The 19,961-nt window shown below is 34.6% G+C and carries 22 protein-coding genes, 2 pseudogenes and 1 riboswitch; of the genes and pseudogenes, 20 read left to right on the top strand and 4 right to left on the bottom strand.

What is annotated here, in order from left to right:
• Positions 1-36: 36 nt before the first annotated feature.
• The 6 genes and pseudogenes from F0362_RS23780 to F0362_RS23755 all read left to right on the top strand — a co-directional run bounded on the left by F0362_RS23780 (position 37) and on the right by F0362_RS23755 (position 5,755).
• Positions 37-807 carry an ABC transporter ATP-binding protein gene (locus tag F0362_RS23780; protein WP_000855628.1) on the top strand — a complete coding sequence of 257 codons (771 nt, stop codon included), beginning with the start codon at positions 37-39 and terminating at the stop codon, positions 805-807.
• Positions 794-2,710, top strand: coding sequence for an FtsX-like permease family protein (locus F0362_RS23775; protein WP_149889995.1), 1,917 nt, complete (start codon positions 794-796; stop codon positions 2,708-2,710). Before F0362_RS23780 ends, F0362_RS23775 begins: the two co-directional genes overlap by 14 nt.
• Before the next feature lie 443 nt (positions 2,711-3,153).
• Positions 3,154-3,921, top strand: a pseudogene (locus F0362_RS23770) (DUF4261 domain-containing protein).
• Positions 3,918-4,412: pseudogene (locus F0362_RS23765) on the top strand (DUF4262 domain-containing protein); the annotation flags it as partial. The pseudogenes F0362_RS23770 and F0362_RS23765, both read left to right, overlap by 4 nt.
• Positions 4,413-4,516: 104 nt before the next feature.
• Positions 4,517-5,221: a DUF7003 family protein gene (locus F0362_RS23760; protein ID WP_000886479.1), complete on the top strand. Its 705-nt coding sequence runs from the start codon at positions 4,517-4,519 to the stop codon at positions 5,219-5,221.
• A gap of 24 nt (positions 5,222-5,245) precedes the next feature.
• Positions 5,246-5,755 (top strand): DUF2199 domain-containing protein, encoded by a 510-nt coding sequence (locus F0362_RS23755; protein WP_000830223.1) that lies wholly within the window; start codon positions 5,246-5,248, stop codon positions 5,753-5,755.
• 39 nt (positions 5,756-5,794) lie between these two features.
• On the opposite strand, the gene F0362_RS23750 is transcribed toward F0362_RS23755, so the two are convergent.
• A complete protein-coding gene (locus tag F0362_RS23750) occupies positions 5,795-6,697 on the bottom strand; it encodes a diacylglycerol/lipid kinase family protein (protein ID WP_053445910.1) in 903 nt (300 codons plus the stop codon).
• Between the two features lie 229 nt (positions 6,698-6,926).
• Positions 6,927-7,454 carry a hypoxanthine phosphoribosyltransferase gene (hpt, locus tag F0362_RS23745; RefSeq protein ID WP_000687583.1) on the bottom strand — a complete coding sequence of 176 codons (528 nt, stop codon included), beginning with the start codon at positions 7,452-7,454 and terminating at the stop codon, positions 6,927-6,929.
• Between the two features lie 161 nt (positions 7,455-7,615).
• Between hpt and F0362_RS23740 the strand changes: the two genes are divergently transcribed.
• The 6 genes from F0362_RS23740 to F0362_RS23715 all read left to right on the top strand — a co-directional run bounded on the left by F0362_RS23740 (position 7,616) and on the right by F0362_RS23715 (position 12,255).
• The gene (locus tag F0362_RS23740) at positions 7,616-7,831 is read left to right on the top strand and encodes a hypothetical protein (protein ID WP_002039823.1); all 216 of its coding nucleotides are present in this window, start codon (positions 7,616-7,618) and stop codon (positions 7,829-7,831) included.
• Positions 7,832-8,015: 184 nt separating this feature from the next.
• The gene (locus F0362_RS23735; RefSeq protein WP_000415609.1) at positions 8,016-8,348 is read left to right on the top strand and encodes a hypothetical protein; all 333 of its coding nucleotides are present in this window, start codon (positions 8,016-8,018) and stop codon (positions 8,346-8,348) included.
• 175 nt (positions 8,349-8,523) lie between these two features.
• Positions 8,524-8,970 (top strand): LPXTG cell wall anchor domain-containing protein, encoded by a 447-nt coding sequence (locus F0362_RS23730; protein ID WP_000728020.1) that lies wholly within the window; start codon positions 8,524-8,526, stop codon positions 8,968-8,970.
• Positions 8,971-9,059: 89 nt separating this feature from the next.
• A complete protein-coding gene (locus tag F0362_RS23725; RefSeq protein WP_097880354.1) occupies positions 9,060-9,680 on the top strand; it encodes a class D sortase in 621 nt (206 codons plus the stop codon).
• Positions 9,681-9,718: 38 nt separating this feature from the next.
• Positions 9,719-10,408: a response regulator transcription factor gene (locus F0362_RS23720; protein ID WP_000041849.1), complete on the top strand. Its 690-nt coding sequence runs from the start codon at positions 9,719-9,721 to the stop codon at positions 10,406-10,408.
• Positions 10,405-12,255: a sensor histidine kinase gene (locus tag F0362_RS23715; RefSeq protein ID WP_149889994.1), complete on the top strand. Its 1,851-nt coding sequence runs from the start codon at positions 10,405-10,407 to the stop codon at positions 12,253-12,255. Before F0362_RS23720 ends, F0362_RS23715 begins: the two co-directional genes overlap by 4 nt.
• A 222-nt stretch (positions 12,256-12,477) precedes the next feature.
• Here the strand turns inward: F0362_RS23715 and thiT are convergent, their stop codons facing one another.
• Positions 12,478-13,146: an energy-coupled thiamine transporter ThiT gene (gene thiT, locus F0362_RS23710; protein ID WP_001246601.1), complete on the bottom strand. Its 669-nt coding sequence runs from the start codon at positions 13,144-13,146 to the stop codon at positions 12,478-12,480.
• An 86-nt stretch (positions 13,147-13,232) separates the two neighbouring features.
• Positions 13,233-13,334: riboswitch (TPP riboswitch) on the bottom strand.
• A 194-nt stretch (positions 13,335-13,528) separates the two neighbouring features.
• On the opposite strand from thiT, the gene F0362_RS23705 reads away from it, so the two are divergent.
• Genes F0362_RS23705 through F0362_RS23695 form a run of 3 tightly spaced genes read left to right on the top strand, consistent with a single transcriptional unit; the run spans position 13,529 to position 15,925 of the window.
• The gene (locus F0362_RS23705) at positions 13,529-13,756 is read left to right on the top strand and encodes a FeoA family protein (RefSeq protein ID WP_000060512.1); all 228 of its coding nucleotides are present in this window, start codon (positions 13,529-13,531) and stop codon (positions 13,754-13,756) included.
• Entirely contained in the window at positions 13,753-15,741 is a 1,989-nt protein-coding gene (gene feoB / locus F0362_RS23700; protein WP_001044841.1) for a ferrous iron transport protein B, read from the top strand. Before F0362_RS23705 ends, feoB begins: the two co-directional genes overlap by 4 nt.
• A 13-nt stretch (positions 15,742-15,754) precedes the next feature.
• A complete protein-coding gene (locus F0362_RS23695; RefSeq protein WP_000989588.1) occupies positions 15,755-15,925 on the top strand; it encodes a FeoB-associated Cys-rich membrane protein in 171 nt (56 codons plus the stop codon).
• Between the two features lie 37 nt (positions 15,926-15,962).
• Here the strand turns inward: F0362_RS23695 and F0362_RS23690 are convergent, their stop codons facing one another.
• Entirely contained in the window at positions 15,963-16,541 is a 579-nt protein-coding gene (locus F0362_RS23690; protein ID WP_000737493.1) for a lipoprotein BA_5634 family protein, read from the bottom strand.
• Between the two features lie 404 nt (positions 16,542-16,945).
• Between F0362_RS23690 and F0362_RS23685 the strand changes: the two genes are divergently transcribed.
• The 5 genes from F0362_RS23685 to F0362_RS23665 all read left to right on the top strand — a co-directional run bounded on the left by F0362_RS23685 (position 16,946) and on the right by F0362_RS23665 (position 19,889).
• A complete protein-coding gene (locus F0362_RS23685; protein ID WP_000110297.1) occupies positions 16,946-17,611 on the top strand; it encodes a PspA/IM30 family protein in 666 nt (221 codons plus the stop codon).
• Between the two features lie 197 nt (positions 17,612-17,808).
• Positions 17,809-18,213 (top strand): DUF350 domain-containing protein, encoded by a 405-nt coding sequence (locus F0362_RS23680; RefSeq protein ID WP_000220091.1) that lies wholly within the window; start codon positions 17,809-17,811, stop codon positions 18,211-18,213.
• A 21-nt stretch (positions 18,214-18,234) separates the two neighbouring features.
• Complete coding sequence (locus F0362_RS23675) at positions 18,235-18,741, top strand: DUF4178 domain-containing protein (RefSeq protein WP_000051753.1); 507 nt, start codon at positions 18,235-18,237, stop codon at positions 18,739-18,741.
• A gap of 12 nt (positions 18,742-18,753) precedes the next feature.
• Positions 18,754-19,572: a DUF4247 domain-containing protein gene (locus F0362_RS23670; RefSeq protein WP_149889993.1), complete on the top strand. Its 819-nt coding sequence runs from the start codon at positions 18,754-18,756 to the stop codon at positions 19,570-19,572.
• Between the two features lie 98 nt (positions 19,573-19,670).
• The gene (locus F0362_RS23665) at positions 19,671-19,889 is read left to right on the top strand and encodes a hypothetical protein (RefSeq protein WP_000158335.1); all 219 of its coding nucleotides are present in this window, start codon (positions 19,671-19,673) and stop codon (positions 19,887-19,889) included.
• The last annotated feature ends 72 nt before the right edge of the window (positions 19,890-19,961 follow it).

The raw sequence follows: 19,961 nt of genomic DNA, 5'->3' as shown, positions 1-19,961 counted from the left end.
GAGGACATCAAGAATCATAACAGGAGGTACAGATAGATGAAAACAATGTTAGAGGCGAAAGGGATTTCGAAAATATATGATACAGGCGGGAATACGTTTGAAGCGTTGAAAGATATTCATTTACAGGTAAAAGAAGGAGAGTTTGTCGGTATTATGGGACCGTCTGGTTCTGGTAAGACGACACTTTTAAATGTCCTTTCTACCATTGATACAGCTTCAAAAGGTGAGATTTTAATTGATGGAAAAGATATTGTGAAGATGAATGATGATGAATTGGCGCTATTTCGTCGTAATCATTTAGGATTCATTTTTCAAGATTATAACTTGTTAGATACGTTAACAGTACGAGAAAATATTGCACTGCCACTCGCTTTATCAAAAGTGAAGGCGAAAGAAGTAGAATTACGAGTCGAGACGATTGCGAAGAAGTTTGGAATAGATCATATTTTAAATCAATATCCGTATGAAGCATCAGGTGGACAAAAACAGCGCTGTGCAGCATCAAGAGCGATTGTAACAAATCCAAGTATGATTTTTGGGGATGAGCCAACGGGTGCACTTGATTCAAAGTCAGCGACAGATTTATTAGAAAGCATGAAAACATTAAACGAAAAAGATCGTGTAACAATTTTAATGGTAACGCATGATGCATTTGCGGCAAGTTATTGTAAACGTGTTGTATTTATTAAAGATGGCAAGTTATACAAAGAATTACACCGCGGGGATATGACACGCAAACAATTCCTCCAACAAATTATTGATGTGATGTCTTCAATTTCTGGAGGTGCTATAAATGAGCTTATCTAGCATTGCGCTTCGTAATATAAAACGAAATTTTAAAGATTATTTTATATACTTTGCGTCTATGATTTTTAGCATCGTCATTTATTTTACGTTTAAGGCGTTGCAATACAATTCACAAATAAGTGAAGCTGGAGATAACATCGGACGAGGATTCCAGCTTGCGAGTGTAATGCTCATTATTTTCGTTGCGATATTTATTATATATTCGAATGGTTTCTTTACACGAAAACGTAAGAAAGAAATAGGTCTTTATTCTTTACTTGGTATTCGAAAGAAAGAAATAGGCAAAATGCTTTTTTATGAAAACATGTTAATGGGGTTATTATCGTTAGTAATCGGAATTATAATAGGTAGTTTACTTTCAAAAGGGTTCCTGAATTTACTTGTAAATATGATGGAGTTAGGTGTAAAAGTTCACTTTGAAGTACCGATTGGAGCGGTTATAGATACAGCAGTTATTTTTTGTTTCATTATTTTATACACATCGTTTAAAGGGTACCGCGTTATTTATCAATTTAAGTTAATTGAGCTATTCCGTGCAGATAACGAAGGCGAAGTCATGCCAAAAGGTTCTAAAATAATGGCTATCATTTCTATATTATTAATTGGATCAGGGTATTTCTTATCAGTAACGGCTATTAAAAATGCAAACAGTGATAACTTTATGCCACTTGCTCTTTACATTTTATTAGCAACAGCACTTGGAACATATTTATTATTTATGTTCTTTACAGTCTTTGTATTAAAAAGAGTGCGAAACAAAAAATCTTCATTCTATAACGGAATGCAAATTGTGACGACATCTCAGTTACTATACCGCATTAAAGGAAATGCGAAATCGTTAGCGACGATTGCAGTATTAAGCGCAGTAACGTTAACGGCGGTTGGAACTTCTGTTACGATGTATTACAACACATACATGCAAGCAAAAAAATATAAGCCAGTTAGTTATTCATATGAAGTGAAAGGTAATCATGTGGATCGTAAAGTGAATGAGATTTTAAAAGAAGAAAAGAATGAAGTCATTCATCAATATGAGTTAGAGACAGTAAAAGTGATAGGTGAATACGGTGATAATATTTCAAATAAAGATAGTTTACATGCAAGAACAACTGAAATTATCGCACAGTCAGCATTTAATAAAATAGCAAAATATTTGAATGAAGAAACTGTGTCTTTAAAGAAGACCGAAGCGTATGCATTTGATGCTATGTATAGTGAAGGAAATAGAGATAGTGGTGTATATAAAGGGAGAAAAGCTATATTCCCAATTGGAGAAGCAGCACCGGTACAAGTGAAAGATGTCCAAGCACAAAACATTACAAACTTATATGAACTTCTATTTGTCGTTCCGGATGAAGTGTATGAGCAAGCGAAGAAGACAATTGGAGCTCATACTGTGAAAAATATTGATGTGAAAGATGAAAGAAATAGTAAAGTGTTAACAGAGAAATTAAAGAAAGTAATACCGGAAGAAGATGCAGAAGGAAGAGAGCAATTCAGCGATTTCTATACGATATTCCGCAGCGGTATTGAAACGTCAGGTTTAATGATGTTTAGTGGAACTTTCTTAGGTCTAGTATTTTTACTTGCAACAGGGTCTATCATTTACTTCAAACAATTAACAGAAGCACATGTAGACCGTGAACGGTACATCGTTCTTCGAAAACTCGGTGTTACGAAAAAAGAAATGAAAAAGGCAATCGCAAAACAAATGAGATTTATCTTCTTCACTCCTTTAGTACTTGGTATATTACACACTGTATTTGCGCTGAAAGGATTAGCGACAGTTATTCCGTATGAAATTGCAGTTCCGTTGTTAATTAGCATTGGCGTGTATAGCTTTATTTATATTGGTTATTATTTGTTGACGGTTCGTGCTTATTTTCGGATTGTTAGTAAATGAAAAAATCCCGTGTTGAGTTTGGACACGGGATTTTTTGTTTATTTAATACTAATAAACAAGGTAGATATTACACTTAGTTTACGATATCTTTTTGTATGAATATATTGTAATTCATTTTGAGTGATTATGAAATAGAAAATCGAAAAGTGTCGATAAAGAGTCGGAATAGATATTTTTTCTTTAAAACCTTATGTTCTTTAGTTGAGTTTCTTTCTAGAATTCATTAGATTTTTAATGAAAGTAAGTAGCGCTAATTAATAGGTAGTATAAAATACAATATAGAAATAACTAGGATTTAATATAGAGCAATATATATAAGAAATGCTTACTACGTATTTCTTAAGGGTTTTAAAGAAGATTAGTAGAAGGTGCTTAGTAATTCAGCTATGCTTTTTTATCATTCAAAATATTGTAGTGATTTTAATTGAAAAGGGAGCATGTTAATGGAGACACAAATCGTTATTGGAGTACCTGGTTTATGGAAAGATAGAACAGAATTAATACAAGAAGTTGTGAGTAAAAGTAACTATATGTTAGCAGGGAATAGTATGCACCATAAGGAGAAGGAGATTGGCTTTGAAATCGATATATATGAACAAGATCCTTCTTTGAGAGAGGCTTTCTTCTATGCAAGTGGTGAGCGTTTTGATGAAGAATTGCTTCGGGATTTGGAGAAGCATACTTATACAGTGTATGTTATTGCAAAAGTTGACGATACAGAGAGGTTACAAGAAGTAATTGATGTAGGAATGGAACTTTTAAATGCAGGTGGACTTGCTTTAAAAGTTGAAACAGCAGGTGTAGCTTATTCAAAAGAAGAATGGCAAGGGCTTGCAGAGGATAAGGAAATCTTTCCTATGTATTCACATCTTGTAACTTTAGTTGGAGATGAAGAGGACGGTTATTATTCATGTGGAATGCAAGCATTTAATCTACCAGACGTTGTTTTAGACGGAGGAATATAGCCGGAAGTAGCTGTAGATTTATTAAATGATTTTAACCTACATAATATATTGGAAAAACCTAATTTGAAAGATGGAGATACAATTAGTTTCAAAGAAGATGCTCCAGTGTATCTTTTATCTCATTATATAGATAGTCGTTATGAACAAGAGGATCCATTTTATAATCCGTGTGGGGTATGGAAGTTAGAGAGTGCTTCGCCAAAGAAATCTATATTTCAAAAATTGAGGAGTATGCTAAGAGGATGAAGAAATGCATAAAAGAGCAACTACGCATATGTGAAAAATATGAGGCGGAGTATGTAGAATCACCAGATAACTTTAAGTTAGGGATAGCGCAAAATGTGAAAAGTGGTACCGTTCCAATTAATGGGTTACGAATGCCTGTAGAAAACGGAACGACAGGTTGGTACATTTGGGCTGGTGAAGAAATGGGGACAGAAGAAGATTTCTTTCTTCCTTTACACGTTCAACATATTGATGAATGGGCACCTGAAATAAAGAAGTATTTAGGGTTACCACCTGGTTGGAGATTTTTAATTGATGGAGATTACGAAGATGTGTGGTATGATCCGAATTTACTTAATGAAGAGTTAGAAGAGGATTCAGATGCATGGGAAGAAAATATGCTACAAGAGCATGGATGGTACATGCATAGCATATTAGCAGAAGATATTGATGGTATCCATGCTAATTATCATACGCATGGTCTAAAAGATAACTTTAATCATCAAGATTTATAAAAAATATTAAATATAGATTCTGAAGTTTTTCAAGTAACAGATTGAGAGTTTTTATTACTCAATGAAAGAGGAATTTTTTCAGTTGCATGAGAGCACGGTAAATGTTAGATAATATTAATGAAAAGGTGATAAATGTGCAAAAAGATATTTTAAGGTTATTAGATAGAAAGCAAAGTAAGTATGAATTTCCTATCTTAGATAATGAAAATATGGATATTTCACAAGTGAAATTCTTTCTTTTCTTTAAAGAGAATCAGGATTGGTTAATGGTGTTTCAATTTGTTGGTACAGGTTCATTAGGTGTATTTAATGATATTCAAGTATATGGAGATAGAATTACTCATTCAATGGGTGATGATGGTATTTTGCAATTAAATGATGGCGATTATGAGTTGTTTGATGATGAAGGTGAATTTATACTGGATATTTATAACGGCAGTTTAAAGATTCGTGAGCATCATTTTGAATATCAATTTACAGAAGAAGATTATGCGAATAATGGAATAGAAGTACAAACGACAGAGCAGTATCCAACATACTTCATGCGTATGCTTGCTACTAATGATGAAGCTAAAGAATTATTATGGTGGGATAAAGAAGAAATTTTAGAAGAGTTTGGTTTAGAAGGCGACTGGCAAGTAGCTTATGAAACGGAAGAATGGAAACATGTTGAAGAAGAAAAAGTAAGTGAAAATGAATTCTTCCAATCAGTAGCCGCTGCAATAGAGAAGAAAGATCCAAGTGTTATTGTGAATAAAAATGCTAATACGCATTGGAAAAATTGGGTGGAATTTGATTGTGACTGAAAAGGATAGGAGAAAGAATAACAAATGAAAAGAAGAAGAAAATCTGGAGAAAAAGTACAGATGAATCGTTTTACACTTCCTTTATGCTACGAAAGTGTAGCGCCATATTATTATTACGAGGTGGCGCCTCATGAAAGAGAGGGACGGTTCCATTTAACATCAGATCTTTGTGTAATGGACGATGAACATTACTTTATTAGAGGATGTTTAGAGATTCCTATAATTGATTATCACGAAAATTTCATTTGGACTGTGTGGGCGTCACTTAGTAAAGAAAGTTATGATGAAGTATTAGAGAAGTGGGATGAAAGAGGCCGAGAAAATAGTGATCCTTACTTTGGTTGGTTATCTGTAGAAATACCAGTTTATCCAGAAACACTAAATTTAAAAACAAATGTACATATAAGAGAAGTAGGAATGGCGCCGTATGTTGAATTAGAGCCAACCGAGCATCCTTTAGCGATCGAACAAAGAAATGGAATTACTTTGGAGAGAGTTAAAGAAATACAAGAAATGATTCAACAACATAACTAGATTAGAAGAGAAAAAACGAGTGATAGCACTCGTTTTTTCTTATACAACCGCAGGATTATAAATCATCGTAAAGTGCCCTTGCAACAATTCAATATGACACGGTGTATGAAGTGAACTTTCGCCATCTGTATCTACTTCTTTTTCTTCTTCTGTTTCAATATGAATGGATTTCGCCTTTACATGGAAAATATCATTTTCATTTGAGTCTTCAAATAGTTTCTTTCCGATATAATCTTTAAACGCTTGAATGCCTGTTGACTTAACTACGAAAATATCAAGTGTACCGTCATCACATTTTACGTTCGGAATAAAGGAGGGAATACCACCAAGATATTCACCGTTTCCAACCATAACAAGAACAGCTTCATCTTCATATACTTGTCCGTCGTAAGTGATTTTAACTGGGAATGTTTCAGCATTTTTTACAGTTCGAATTGTGCTTAAGTAGTAGCCGATTTTTCCAAGTTTTGCTTTTTCTTCTGCATCGATATTGTTTGATACTTCAGATACGAGACCAATGCCCCAGAAGTTTAAGAAATGTTGTCCATTTGCTTTTGCAACGTCAACTGGTTTTACGTGTTCCTTTGTGATAAGTTTTGCCGCTTCTGAAATGTTTTGCGGAACACCAAGTGTGCGAGAGAAGTCGTTGCAAGTTCCGCCTGGAATAATTGCAAGTGTAGGTCTAGTTTCAAGAGGAGCTAAGCCGTTTGTGCATTCAAATACAGTTCCGTCACCGCCAAAGACGATAATTAAATCTACTTTACTAGCAAACTCCTGACAATATTTTGTTGCATCACCTTGTTTTTTCGTATGAAGGATACGTAAGTCAGGAAAATTCGCCGCAAGAGGTGGTACGATTTTCGCTAAATTTGTATGTAAGTCGCCTTGTCCAGCTTTTGGATTTACGATGAGGAGTACTTTTTCAAATTTTTTCTTTGTCATTTTTATTCTCTCCCTTTGTCTTTTACGAATTGTGATAGAAAATAAACTTCCATCAGTAATTGATGGAAGTTTACCCCGATTAACGGGCAGTAAGACTCCCACCTCAAATTTCGCCGAATACGAGGAAGTCAGGTGGGAGATTAACTGCCCGTAAAAGCCCGATTGGTGAAGGCTAATAATCAGTGGGAGAAAAAAACCACTGATTAAAGTTTCACTTTATTTTATTATATTACTCCGTTACAACTGAAGCGATAAATGGTAAGTTACGATATTTTTCTGCGCAGTCGATACCGTAGCCAACGATAAATTCGTCTGGAATTTGGAAGCCAACATATTCAGCTTTTAAGTCCACTTTACGGCGTTCAGGTTTATCAAGTAACGTACAGAATTTCAATGCTTTTGGTTTGTGCATGAAGAAGTGATCTTTTAAGAAGTGAAGTGTTAAACCAGAATCGATAATGTCTTCTACGACAATTACGTTTTTTCCAGTAATGTTTACATCGATATCTTTTAATAGTTTTACTTTTCCAGTTGTTTCTGTTTGATTTCCGTAGCTAGATGCAGAGATAAAGTCGATTGTTACTTCGTTTTTAATGTGACGAATTAAATCAGCAGCGAATACGAATGAACCTTTTAATACTGCGATTACTACGATTTCTTCTCCTTCAAAGTCACGCTCGATTTGAAGTGCTAGTTCTTTTACTTTTGCTTGTAATTGTTCTTCAGAAATTAAAGTGTCTTTTATTTCAATTTTCATTTGAATCCTCCTACAGTGTAAAACTTGTGAACATTTCGACTGTAAAGGATAGAAAGAAAAAAGTCAAAGAAGACATAAGGTTTTTACAAAAATCCCCACAAAATAATCAGATGATATGATATACTGATTACATTAAGAAAACGCTTCCACAAAGGGTGATTATGATGAAAAAGAAACAGTATACAAGTGTAACATTTATAAAAGCATTGCTGTTAACAATTGTTCTTGGTATGTTGGCTTACATAATTGATGTACCTGCAATTCGCATTTCACTAATTGGAATGACTTTAGTATTAGGCGCAATTTCCCACGGTATGATATCACAGCTCAAAGAAGCTGGACTTGATAATATGAAAAATCATATAGATAAGAATTAAGAAACCCTCACGTATATATAGTGAAGGTTTTTTCGTTTCTTACAAAACTGTAAGGTAGTTGTAAGACAAATCGATAGTTGCATAATAGTATTTTGGATAAACTAGGGGTGTAAGGTAAAAGGCAAGCACATTTTAGGTAAATTAAGTTTTAGGCACTCTATATGTGAAGAAGGAGTAGGAGGGCATGGAGAAACGTTGGACAACCTTTTCTTTTTTAGCGACTAGTAACACCGTAATGCTAGCTGGAGAAATGGATTTTTTGCACTTGTTTGATCGTAAAGACGATCATTCTTCTTCGCAAATTACAATGAAATGGCGTAAATGGAGCGAAAGTTGTAGATTGGAAGAAGAGGCCCCTAACGAAGAGCAAAAGATTATTTTAACAAATCCTATTAAAGCGTGGGTTGTTCAACGTCGTAAGTGTAACGTCAAAAATCACTTCAAGAAAACTGAGCCGAGACAATTAGTTATTGCTCCGGCCCGCTCTACTTCTGAAACACGCGAAAGTAACATGTAAATATTGAGACACGCACTCAAAAAACATCGTATATATTGCGATGTTTTTTATTTTTCTACAATGAAATCTTTAAATGAAATATATTTCATCTGCATCTTATATTTATCTCTCTTGTTTATTCTAGTGGTACATCCGATGCGAAGTGATGTAAAACGTATAAGAGGAGAGAGATAAAATGAAAAAGAAACTATTACCGATCTGTGCAATGGCACTTTTAACAGTAGGATATTCTTCAGTAGCAAGTGCGGATACTGGAACAGTAACAAAGGAAGAAGAAGCGCAAGTGCAACAAGATAAAGCTAAAAAAGAAGAAGCAATTAAGGCGCAGCAAAAAAATGAAGAAGAGAAAAAGCAAGCGGCACAAGTCCAAGAGAAAAGTGATATGGCTAAAAAAGAAGCTGCGATAAAAGAGCAACAAAAGAATGAAGTAAGGAAAAAAGAAGAAGCACAAGTGCAACAAAAAAAAGATGCGGCAAAAAAAGAAGTAGCGAAGCCAGTTGTAAAAGGTGAAAAATTACCAAATACAGCATCTAATAATGTAGCAATGATGGGATTAAGTGCATGTCTTGTAGCGGTAGGTACATTATTTGGTTTGAATCGTCGTAATAAAGTTAAGGCGTAAATAAAATATTGTCCTATAAAGAATGGGATAATTTCACATATTAAAAATGGTAGGTTATTCCTACCATTTTTTGCATGGAGGGATGAAACATGAAGTTACTCAATTATATCGGTATCATATTGATGGCCATAGGGCTATTCATGGGATCATATTACGCTGTGGAATGGTATAAAGGAAAAAGCTCTGCGCAACAATTAACGAAAGAAGAAATAAAGAATCTTAAAAATATACAAGATACTCAACTTGCTCATGAAACACCTGTAACTTCTCAAGTGCCTTCTTCTCAAACAGAACATAAAGAAGGAGAAAAGGTAGCAATGTTAAATATACCGAAAATAAAGAAGAAGTTTTCTATATATTGGGGAGCAAATGATGTAACGCTGAAAAAAGGAGTTGGTATGTTTGTTAGTGATTTAACGACAACGCCATCTGGAGGGGGACATACTGTATTAAGTGGGCACCGGGATACTGTATTTACAGATTTAGGAGAGTTGAAAGAAAAGGATACTCTTATTTTAGAGTATGATAATAAAACTTACACATATGAAATCCAAAAGATGTGGATTACCCATGCGGATGATCGTACTGTTATTATAAAAAAAGAAGAACCACTATTAACACTGACAACTTGTTACCCATTTGATTATATAGGAGATGCACCGGATAGATATATTATCGAGGCGAAGTTAACTGCTAGTTATTCAAAATAAAATTATAGTTTCTGAAGGCGAGAGGGGATACATACGTTATGTCAAAAAACATTTTAATTGTTGAAGATGAAGATATATTACGTGAAATATTAAAGGACTATTTTTTAAGTGAACAATATGTAGTGTTTGAAGCAAGGGACGGGAAAGAAGCTTTAGTTGTATTTGAAGAAGAAGAGGTTGATTTAGTTATTTTAGATATTATGTTGCCGGAACTCGATGGATGGTCTGTTTGCCGAAGAATTCGGAAGACGTCCGAGGTGCCTATTATTATGTTGACGGCGCGCGTAGATGAAGATGATACGTTACTTGGTTTTGAACTTGGAGCAGATGACTATGTGACGAAGCCGTACAGTCCACCAATTTTATTAGCAAGGGCGAAACGATTATTAGAAAGTAGAAAAGCATCGAAGAAACCTTTAGAGAATGAAGATGATACGTTATCAATTCATGGTATCCACGTTCATTTTCCATCACGTACTGTTACTGTTGATGAGGTAGATGTTAGTTTAACGCATACGGAGTTTGAAATATTGGTGTATTTCATGAAAAACCAAGGGATTGTACTAACAAGGGAACAATTAATTTCAAGAATTTGGGGATACGAATTTGCTGGCGATGATCGAACAGTTAATAGCCATATTCGTAATTTGCGAAATAAATTAGGAGAGAAAGCAAAGTACATTACAACTGTAGTACGAACTGGATATAAATTTGAGGGGAATGTATGAGAAAAGGGATTGTACTAAAATTATTTACTCTCACAACAGCATTATGTATGTTAATTTTAGCGACGATATTTATTGGACAAACGATATTTTTCAAACAATATTATGCGAATCGAAAAGTAGAAGATATTAAAGTGAATTTAAATTCCTTTGAAAAGAATTATTTAAATTACGCAGGAAATGCAGAAGGAATTCAGAAACTGGAGCAAGACTTTTTTAGAGAAAATAATACGTGGATTACGACATTAGATCAGAATGGGAATTTAAAACATGTGGATGATTTTTATTTTGAGGTAACGATAGACCGTAGGAAACAAAAGGAGTTTGGACAACAAATATTCAAGATTCCCTTATACAATCTCGTCAATATAGAGGAGATTGATAATAAATCATCAGATCAGTTTTTAGGACAAACAATGTCTGTTTCTGGGGTGAAACAAGAAGATAGTTTTATTCCATTCTCTTTCATGTTAAGTAAGCAAAATTTAAATGGATCTAATAAGCCATTAGAAAAAGCGTTTCAGGAGAAAATTAAATTAGATGAGGAGAAAAGGAGAGCAGCTGGGGAGCAACTTGTTAAGGAAAAGAAACCAGCTGTTCAGGAAGAAGCTGCTCAGGAATTAGGCTTTTACATAGGAGGACGTGTTACAAAAGTACAGTTCCCAGATGTAAAAGGTCCTGTGAATCCAATTTATAAAAATAGTATATTCTTGGATAACATAAAAGAATTTCAAACGGATTTATTATTAAAAGAGAGCAAGCACATACAATATGCAACACAAACAATGGACTATGAAAAAAATGATATAAAATATAAATTATTAATTAAGCCAATAAAAGAAAAAGATGGATCAGTAGCATATATATATGCGATGGCTTCTTTACAACCAGTAGATGAGGCTGTACAAATGGTACAAGATTATTACATTTACATTATTGCATTTGTAGTCGTTTTGGTTTTTCTAGCTTCGTTTTATTACTCGAAACAAATTGCAAAACCGCTACTAAAAATAAATGATACAACGAAAAAAATAGCGCATTTAGATTTCACAGAAAAAATACCAATTACTTCAAAAGATGAAATTGGTGATTTATCGAAAAATATTAATACGCTATCGAATAAACTCCATTCGCATATTGGACAGCTAGAACAAGATATTGAAAAGGAAAGAAAGCTAGAAAAGACGCGGAAGGAATTCATTTCTGGTGTTTCACATGAATTAAAAACACCGTTAAGTATTATGAAAAGCTGTATTTCTATTTTAAAGGATGGGGTAGCTGAACATAAAAAAGAGTACTATTTTCAAGCGATGGAACGAGAAGTAGATAAAATGGATACGTTAATTTTAGATATGCTTGAGTTAGCTAAATTTGAGTCAGGTACATATAAAATGAAAATGGATTCATTTTATATCGATACAGTAATTGAAGATATATGTGAACACCTTTCTGTAGAAATAGAGAAAAAAGAACTTCGTGTTCATAAAAATATAGGTCCATTTGAAGTAGTCGCAAATCAAGGCCGGATTGAACAAGTCATCGTGAACTTCATTACGAATGCCATACGTTATACACCGAATAAAGAGGATATTATTATTTCTACAATAGATGAGAAAAGTCGTATAAAAGTGTGTATTGAAAATAAAGGTACTCATATTGAAGAAGAGCAATTAGATAAAATTTGGGATCGTTTTTATCGCGTGGATGCAGCACGTCATCGTTCACAAGGTGGAACAGGGCTTGGGCTTGCTATTTCAAAGAATATTTTAGAACTGCACGATGCTGAATATGGGGTAAAGAATACAGAAGATGGTGTGTTATTTTACTTCTACTTACTGAAAAAAGCGTAGATCATACATGCTACGCTTTTTTTTAAGTTATTTTCATATTATCTTTACCTAATCTTTATTTTTAAGAGATATAATCTTGTTAGAAAAAGAGGTTATGTAAGGAGTAGATTAGCCATGAATAGCAATTTACTAGGTGTGATGGTATTTATTTTTCTTTGTGCATTTATTGTATTTATTATCGATATTACTCATTGAGAATTTTGATATAAAAAAGGGCGCTAGTTAAGCGCCCTTTTTGTTTGCATTTATTTGATAAGCATTGATGCTTTTGAATAAGCGTGGTGAAGTGATAAATAAAAATATAAGTAAAACTGTACATAGAATAAAAGAACCAAGCATTGTGCTGCCATTTACGATTAATGAATATAGCACAGCTGATTGACCTTTCGGTGCATATTGTCCCCAGAAAATAATACCGGCAATAAAGTGACAGAAGTAACGAGCTAGACTACCGATAAATGTAGCAACGATAATGAATCCAATTACTTTCTTTCCTTGGTTTTGTTTTGATGAAGGTTTATCTTTATGGCTACTTAAGTTTGATTGTTCGTTGCCATTCGCATTAGATGCTAAAAGTGCATTTTGAATTGGACGATAGAATAACCCGGCAAATCCGATAAAAGCAAAGGCAATGAAGTACTCAATGAATGCTTGAACTGGTGTTAAAATGTAGGCATCACCTACGACAATTTGTAACAGTCCCCAAACTAAACCACCTAAGAAAGCTGATTTAAAGCCCCAGCGGTAAGCAATAATAAAAATAGGAATCATAGCGAATGAGATAGAACCGCCTGTTGGAAGTTTAATTGATAATGGTAAAATGTCGATGACCATGGCGAAGGCTGCAAGAATAGCAGATTCGATCATCGCTTGTAAATTAGTGTTACGCATGTTGTCTCCCCCTAAATCCAAGTTGTACAAAAAAGAATAGATATCATAGGAGGATACGAAATACGTAAATAAAAATGAGGTATGTATTTCGGACGTTTGCACAATCCCTGCGTTAGCATTAACTAACAGGTTCGAAGGGTCGGAACGAAGTGTTCCCTCTCAGCGGCATGGCTCCCCCAGTGATAACGAGATTCTTTATTTGCTATTGTTTATTGTAAGCGAAATGGATGAGAATGGCAAACGAATACAGTATGACAATAATTGAAATACAATTGTAGCGAAATGTTAATAAATATGAAGCAAAAGGGTATAGTACAAGAGAAATTGGGTGTGGTATAATTTTTTTGAAAATAATTATCATTCTCTTCTGAGGGGGAAGGTTATGAGCTTAGTAGATATTAAAATTGGAGAGAAAGTGTTAGTAAAAAGTATTCAGTCTTTAGATCAGCTATTAAAGCGTAGACTAGCTGCTTTCGGTCTTGCTGAAGGAAGCGAACTTCGCCTGAAACAGAAAGCGATGTTTAAAGGTCCTTGTACATTGGAGTGTCGTGGACAGTTAATTAGTATTCGTCATTGTGACGCGAAAATGATAAAGGTGGAATTAGCGTGAATAAGGTAGCTTTGCTAGGGAATCCGAATACAGGGAAGACATCATTATTTAATGCACTTACTGGTTCTTATGAATATGTAGGAAACTGGAGCGGTGTAACAGTAGAAAAGAAGGTTGGTAAATTAAAAGATAGACAAGGAACATTAATTGATTTACCAGGTGTTTATGATTTAAATCCAGTTTCACGTGATGAAGGTGTTGTAACAAACTTTCTATTAACAGAAGAATTTAATCATATGTTAAATATCGTAGATTCCTCGCAGTTTGAAAGAAATATGCATTTAACGTTGCAGTTACTTGAATTTGGTAAGCCAGTCTCAATTGGTTTAAACATGGTTGATGTGGCGAAGCAAAGAGGAATTGTAATTGATGTAAAACGATTATCAGAACTATTAGGTGTAACAGTTGTGCCTGTCGTTGCAAGAAGTGGAAAAGGCTGTGAAGAACTGCTTACGACTCTTAAAGAAAATGACAAAAAAGAGAAAAAGCCATTCCTTATTTCATATGGTGTACAAATGGATGAAGGAATTGGAGAAGTAATTGCTCTTTTAGAGACAGTGAATTACGAGCATCCGAGATGGTTAGCACTTCAATTTTTAAGCAATAACGAAGTAGTAGAAAAAGAAATAAAAGCATTACCAATTTATAAGGAACTCATAGCCATTCGATCTCGCTTAGAAGGAAAACTTGATTGTACGTTAGAAGAGCACATTTACAAAACTCGTGAAGCGTATATTGAAAAGTTAAAAACAAATGTTATGAAGCATGAGAAAGAAGGAAAAATTCCTTTTTCAGAAAAAATTGATAGATTAATTACACATAAAATTTTAGGACTTCCAATCTTTTTAGCAGTTATGTTTTTTATTTTTCAGGTTACGTTTACTTGGATTGGTACACCTTTATCGGATATGTTAGATGAGTTTTTTGGTGGCCAGCTTACGGATTGGGTGACGGCTGGACTTACAAGTATTGGAGCTTCTGATTTTATTCAAGCGCTTGTTACAGAAGGTATTATTGCCGGTGTTGGTGCTGTGTTAGTATTCGTTCCACAAATCTTTGCACTATTCTTTTTCATTTCATTATTAGAAGACTCAGGGTATATGGCGCGAATTGCAGTTGTTATGGATAGAATTATGGAGTTCTTCGGTTTAAATGGAAAAGCCTTTATTCCGATGATTATCGGTTTTGGCTGTAACGTTCCAGGTATTATGGCAGCGAGAACGATTGAACAGGAGAAAGAGCGTTTACTTACAATTTTAGTAACACCATTTATGTCTTGTTCAGCACGTTTACCTGTATATGCATTATTTGCGGGAGTGTTCTTCCCTCATAGTCAGGCAACTGTTGTGTTCTCTTTATACGTTGCAGGGATTGTCCTTGCGTTATTAGTTACAAAAATAATGTCTCTTACTATTTTAAAAGCGGAAAAATCTATTTTCGTCATTGAACTACCGCCTTACCGCGTGCCACAAGCGAAAACGTTATGGCTTAGCACATGGGAAAAAGGGAAAGGGTTTGTTCGTAAAGCTGGTACATTCATCTTTGGTGGTTCGGTTGTCATTTGGCTATTAAATTATGCAGGTCCATCAGGATTTGGTGTTGATATGGGAGACAGTTACTTAGCGATGATTGGTGGATTTATCGCACCGCTATTTGCACCGCTAGGCTTTGGAACATGGCAAGCTGCAGCATCCCTTTTAACAGGGTTTTTAGCGAAAGAAGTTGTCGTTTCTACAATGGCGATTATTTATGCGGTTAAAGAAGATGTGCTTGGAAACGTAATGGGAGCACATTATACAGCATTATCAGCGTATGCATTTATGTTCTTTATTTTATTATACGTTCCGTGCTTAGCGACAGTAGCTGTTATTAAACGTGAAACAGGATCAGCGAAATGGACGATTTTCTCAGTCGTTTATCCGCTCGTAGTTGCTTATGTATTAACGCTTATTATATACCAAGTTGGATCTTTACTCGGATTCTAAAAGGAGATGTATGATGATGGTCAATATTATAATTGGAGCTATCATTTTTGGTTATGCAGCATATACGTTAGTTAATTTCGCAAAGCGAAGTAAAAAAGGAAAATGCGCAGCATGTTCTTTAAATAAGTCATGTCAGTCGCAAACCTGTAGTCCGGATATGGAGCAAATTGCTCATAATAAATAGAAAAAAGCTTTGCGAATTTCGCAAGGCTTTTTTTGTTTTACTTTTTAATTTTTACAAGTTGAGAAGCTTCTACTCCATTTGCTCCAGGTAGCTCTTTGCTTGGGTCTTTATCAAATTTCAAAATACCTACAGATTTTTCTTCACCTTTTACATTTACATATGTTGCATCATCAACGATAGCAAACATGTCTGCATAAGAACGGCCATCACCGATAATTGTATTGCCTTCATATTTTAATTTCGCGCCATCAATTGTAGCATTTTCAACTTTGTTTTTTGCGAATAATACACCTTGTTCTGTTGTTACAGCTGGTAATTTATCGATTGCCTTTGTATCATCATTTTTGCTGACTTTTTTAAGTAATTCTTTCTTAACAAGTTCATCACCAGTTTTCTTATCCATTACAAGTACTTTTTTACCCTCTAATGTTGTCATTTTCATTTTATAGAAGTCTTTTTCTTTTACTTCTTTCTTATTTTGATCTGTAATTTTTTGAACTTGCTCTTCTGATCCGTATAATACTAAACCGTTCGCTTTCTCTCCTAATAAAGAACAACCTGATAATGCTCCGAATGAAATTGCTGCTGCTAATCCGATTCCTACTAGTTTTTTCATGATGATTTCTCCTTGTCATATGTTTTATAGTAAATACAGTTTTTGTATTAGTTCTTACAGTTTGAGAAGCTTGTTTGTTGCTTCTGGTATTAGTGTATAAGAAATATCGGAACGTAACTATCGAGTTAGCTTACAGTAACATTACAATAATGTAATTTAGTGAAAGTAAATAAAAATAAGTCAATTTTAGAGGGTTTTAATGAGAATATATTAGGAAAACAATATTATATCTGGAATGTCATATTATATTGGCTATATTTTGGAAATAACATGTAAGGACATATTAGTTTTGTTATAATAAACACATAGGCTGTAAAAATGAATATTTTTTACTGTAAAGGAAGATTTTTCAGTTTTCCAAGTAGTGAATTTGAAATATGAGGTATATCATAGGAGGAATTTGGATGTCTGTATTTAAACGATTAAGAGATTTAACAATGTCGAATGTGTATTCAATGATTGAAAAAGCGGAAGATCCAGTTAAGATGACGGATCAATATTTACGCGATATGCAAGCGGATGTACAAGAAGCTGAGAAGAGTGTAGCAGCTCAAATTGCACTTGAGAAAAAGTTCAAAATATTATTTGAAGAGCAAGAAGCACTTGTGAAAAAACGTGAAGAGCAAGCTCATATGGCTGTTCAAGCTAGTAACTTAGATCTTGCGCGCCGTGCACTAGAAGAAAAACAAAATGCAGAGCAAAAAATGAATGAGTATAAAGCAAGCTATGAGCAAAATAAAGCAGCTGCTGATAATCTTCGTGCAAAGTTAGAAGAAATGCGTAAGCAATTAACAGAGCTGAAAAATAAACGTGAAACACTTGTAGCACGTGTAAATGCAGCGAAAGCACAAAAGAATATTAATCAGGCGATGTCTGGGTTTGATTCAAATTCAGCAAAAGCTGGTTTAAGCCGTATGGAAGAGAAAGCTCTTCAATTAGAAGCTGAAGCAGAAGCAAGCGGTGAAGTTTACAAAAAAGAAAAGTCATTAGATGATGAATTCGCAAGCTTAAACAAAAATTCTGCTGTTGACGATGAATTAGCTCGTATTATGAAGCAGTATGAGAAATAATATAGAATAGAGACAACTGAACCGACATGTCTAAACAAATTCATGTCGGTTTTCTATTCCCCGCTATTTGTCGGCAGTGAGACTCCCGCCTCAACATTTCGTGAAAGCAGAGAGGTTGGTAGGAGCCAATAATCAGTAGGGGATGGAAAATGCCCCACTGATTAAAGTTTCACTTTATATTTAGAGGAGGTTTTGCAATGACATGGATGAATGTAGTAGCTATGCTCGTATGGACTGGAGCGAGTGCAGTACTTTTATTTGCAATTATGTGGGTTGATTCAATTTTTACAAAATACAATGATTTAAAAGAAATAAAAAATGGGAATACAGCTGTAACAACTCGTTTCGTTATGAAATTATTCGCACAAGGTTACATTTTATCTCAATCAATAACGAAAGCAAATGACTTATGGCAAGCACTACTTGCTTCAGCAGTTTCTTTCGTTATTTTACTAGTGGTAGAAATGTTTATTGAGTTTGTGTTAAAGAAAATGTCTGGTTTGGATTTAGAAGAAGGTACGAAAGAAGGCAGTGTTGCGCATGCGATGTTAGCTGGATCATTACATATTGTTGGTGCACTTATTTTAGGTGCTTGTTTATAAAGAGAAAAGGAGGGGTAGATTGTGAGCTTATTTAAACGAATTAAAAATATAATGAAAAGTCCAGAGCCGCCGAAGCCGGAAAAGAGTCTTTTGACATTAGCTCCTGGCGATATGATTGAAGTTTCATTAGTTATGTACGAATTAACTGGAAAAACGAGCATGCATTCTCGTAAGGAGATTGTTTTAACACTGCAAGATGGGAAAGATATTCGTTATTTGAAAATTGAAGATCGTGAAAATACGTATTACAAATTATATACACCAATTGATGGTCGTTTAGATTCAATTGATGAAGTTCCGACGACAATTGAAATGGATGATACCGAGTACCATATGGAAGAGCAATATAACGGACGTGTTGTTGTAATGGGAAAAACACCATTCTCTGCTTCAGAAGAACAGTACGTATGGGAATTTCAATCTGATAACCGAAAATTATTACGTATTGAATGGCAAAATGGTCGCACAATGATGTATGAGGGAGAAGCAATCATTCCTGCAGATGTACAAATTATAAGAGCAACGTAAGGGGGCGTAATCATGTCAAACCGATTGTTTACCATGATTAAATCGTTCGTGATCCCTATACTTGCTATCGTTATTTTACTTGTTGTTGCCGGTTATGCTTTATCAGGCTGTCAAGGCTGGCAGACGAAGTCGATTCAAGACCGTTATCCACTCGAGTCTGTTGCAAAGGAAGGTAAACAAGAATCTTACGTGTATAGGGCCGCCAATCGGTCTGTTCCTGAAGTAGCAAAGGAACTCATTAATGAAAGAGAACCGAAGCAAGCATCTAAAGAAGACGAAAATCAAATGTTCCTCGTTTATTCTGATAAGATTTATAATCTGCAAAAGGATAAAGAGAAACCGTCTGATACGTTAATTGAAATAAGTAATAAAGAGTTTGTCCGTCAAAATTACCAACCATCCTTCTTGCAAGGGTATATTATGGGGAGTATATTAAACGATATATTCGGTTCAAAAAAATCATCATCTGGTGATTATCGAGGATATAATGACAGACAAAATCATAAACCAGTTATTCCGGAAAGGCCACCTACGAAAGAAGAAAAGAAAACCCCGCCTCCAATTACGAAGGAAGGGAAAGGATCTATCATTAAGCGAGGCGATAATGTAGATTCGAAGTCATCAGTAGGTGATAAGGGAAGTATTACTGAAAAAGGAAATAATACGACGCCTCCACCTTCTACCGGAAGCAAAGGGAAAATTACAAAAACACCAGGTGGTTCAAGCGGATCAGATGTGAAGCCGAAATCATCTATTAAAACCCCGCCAAGGAATACATCTCCTCCGAAAACGAGGGTCGGTGGTTCAGGAAAAATTACGAAGCGAAGATAGTTAAAAAGATCGAAAAGTAGAATTTGCTTTTCGGTCTTTTTATTATGGAAATTAATTCCTTGTAGCTGGTACAATTAAGTTATAAGGAGGAGATTATTATGACTATATATAAAAGGTTTAGTTTGATTATGTTCCTCGTCTTATTCCTCAGTTTGTTTATTAGCACAACAATGAAATTTCACTTTGTAGTAGGTATTCTATGGATACTATGTACATGTACTCTTTTTCTATATGTTCCGCTTCGTTTTCAACAAGAAGTGCCGGTTTTTCAAAAGTATGTAGAGTGGATTAAACGAGGGAGCCGGTGGGGCGAGTAAAAATATATCAGCGCTTATTGGAATATATCGACCGCAACTCAAAATATATCAGCGATTATTGAAATATATCGA

Origin of the sequence: Bacillus sp. BS98, assembly GCF_008432245.1 — a bacterium.
GTDB classification, from domain to species: Bacteria; Bacillota; Bacilli; order Bacillales; family Bacillaceae_G; genus Bacillus_A; species Bacillus_A toyonensis.
Note: the sequence above shows the minus strand (reverse complement) of the source record. Positions and strands in the feature narration are given on the sequence as shown.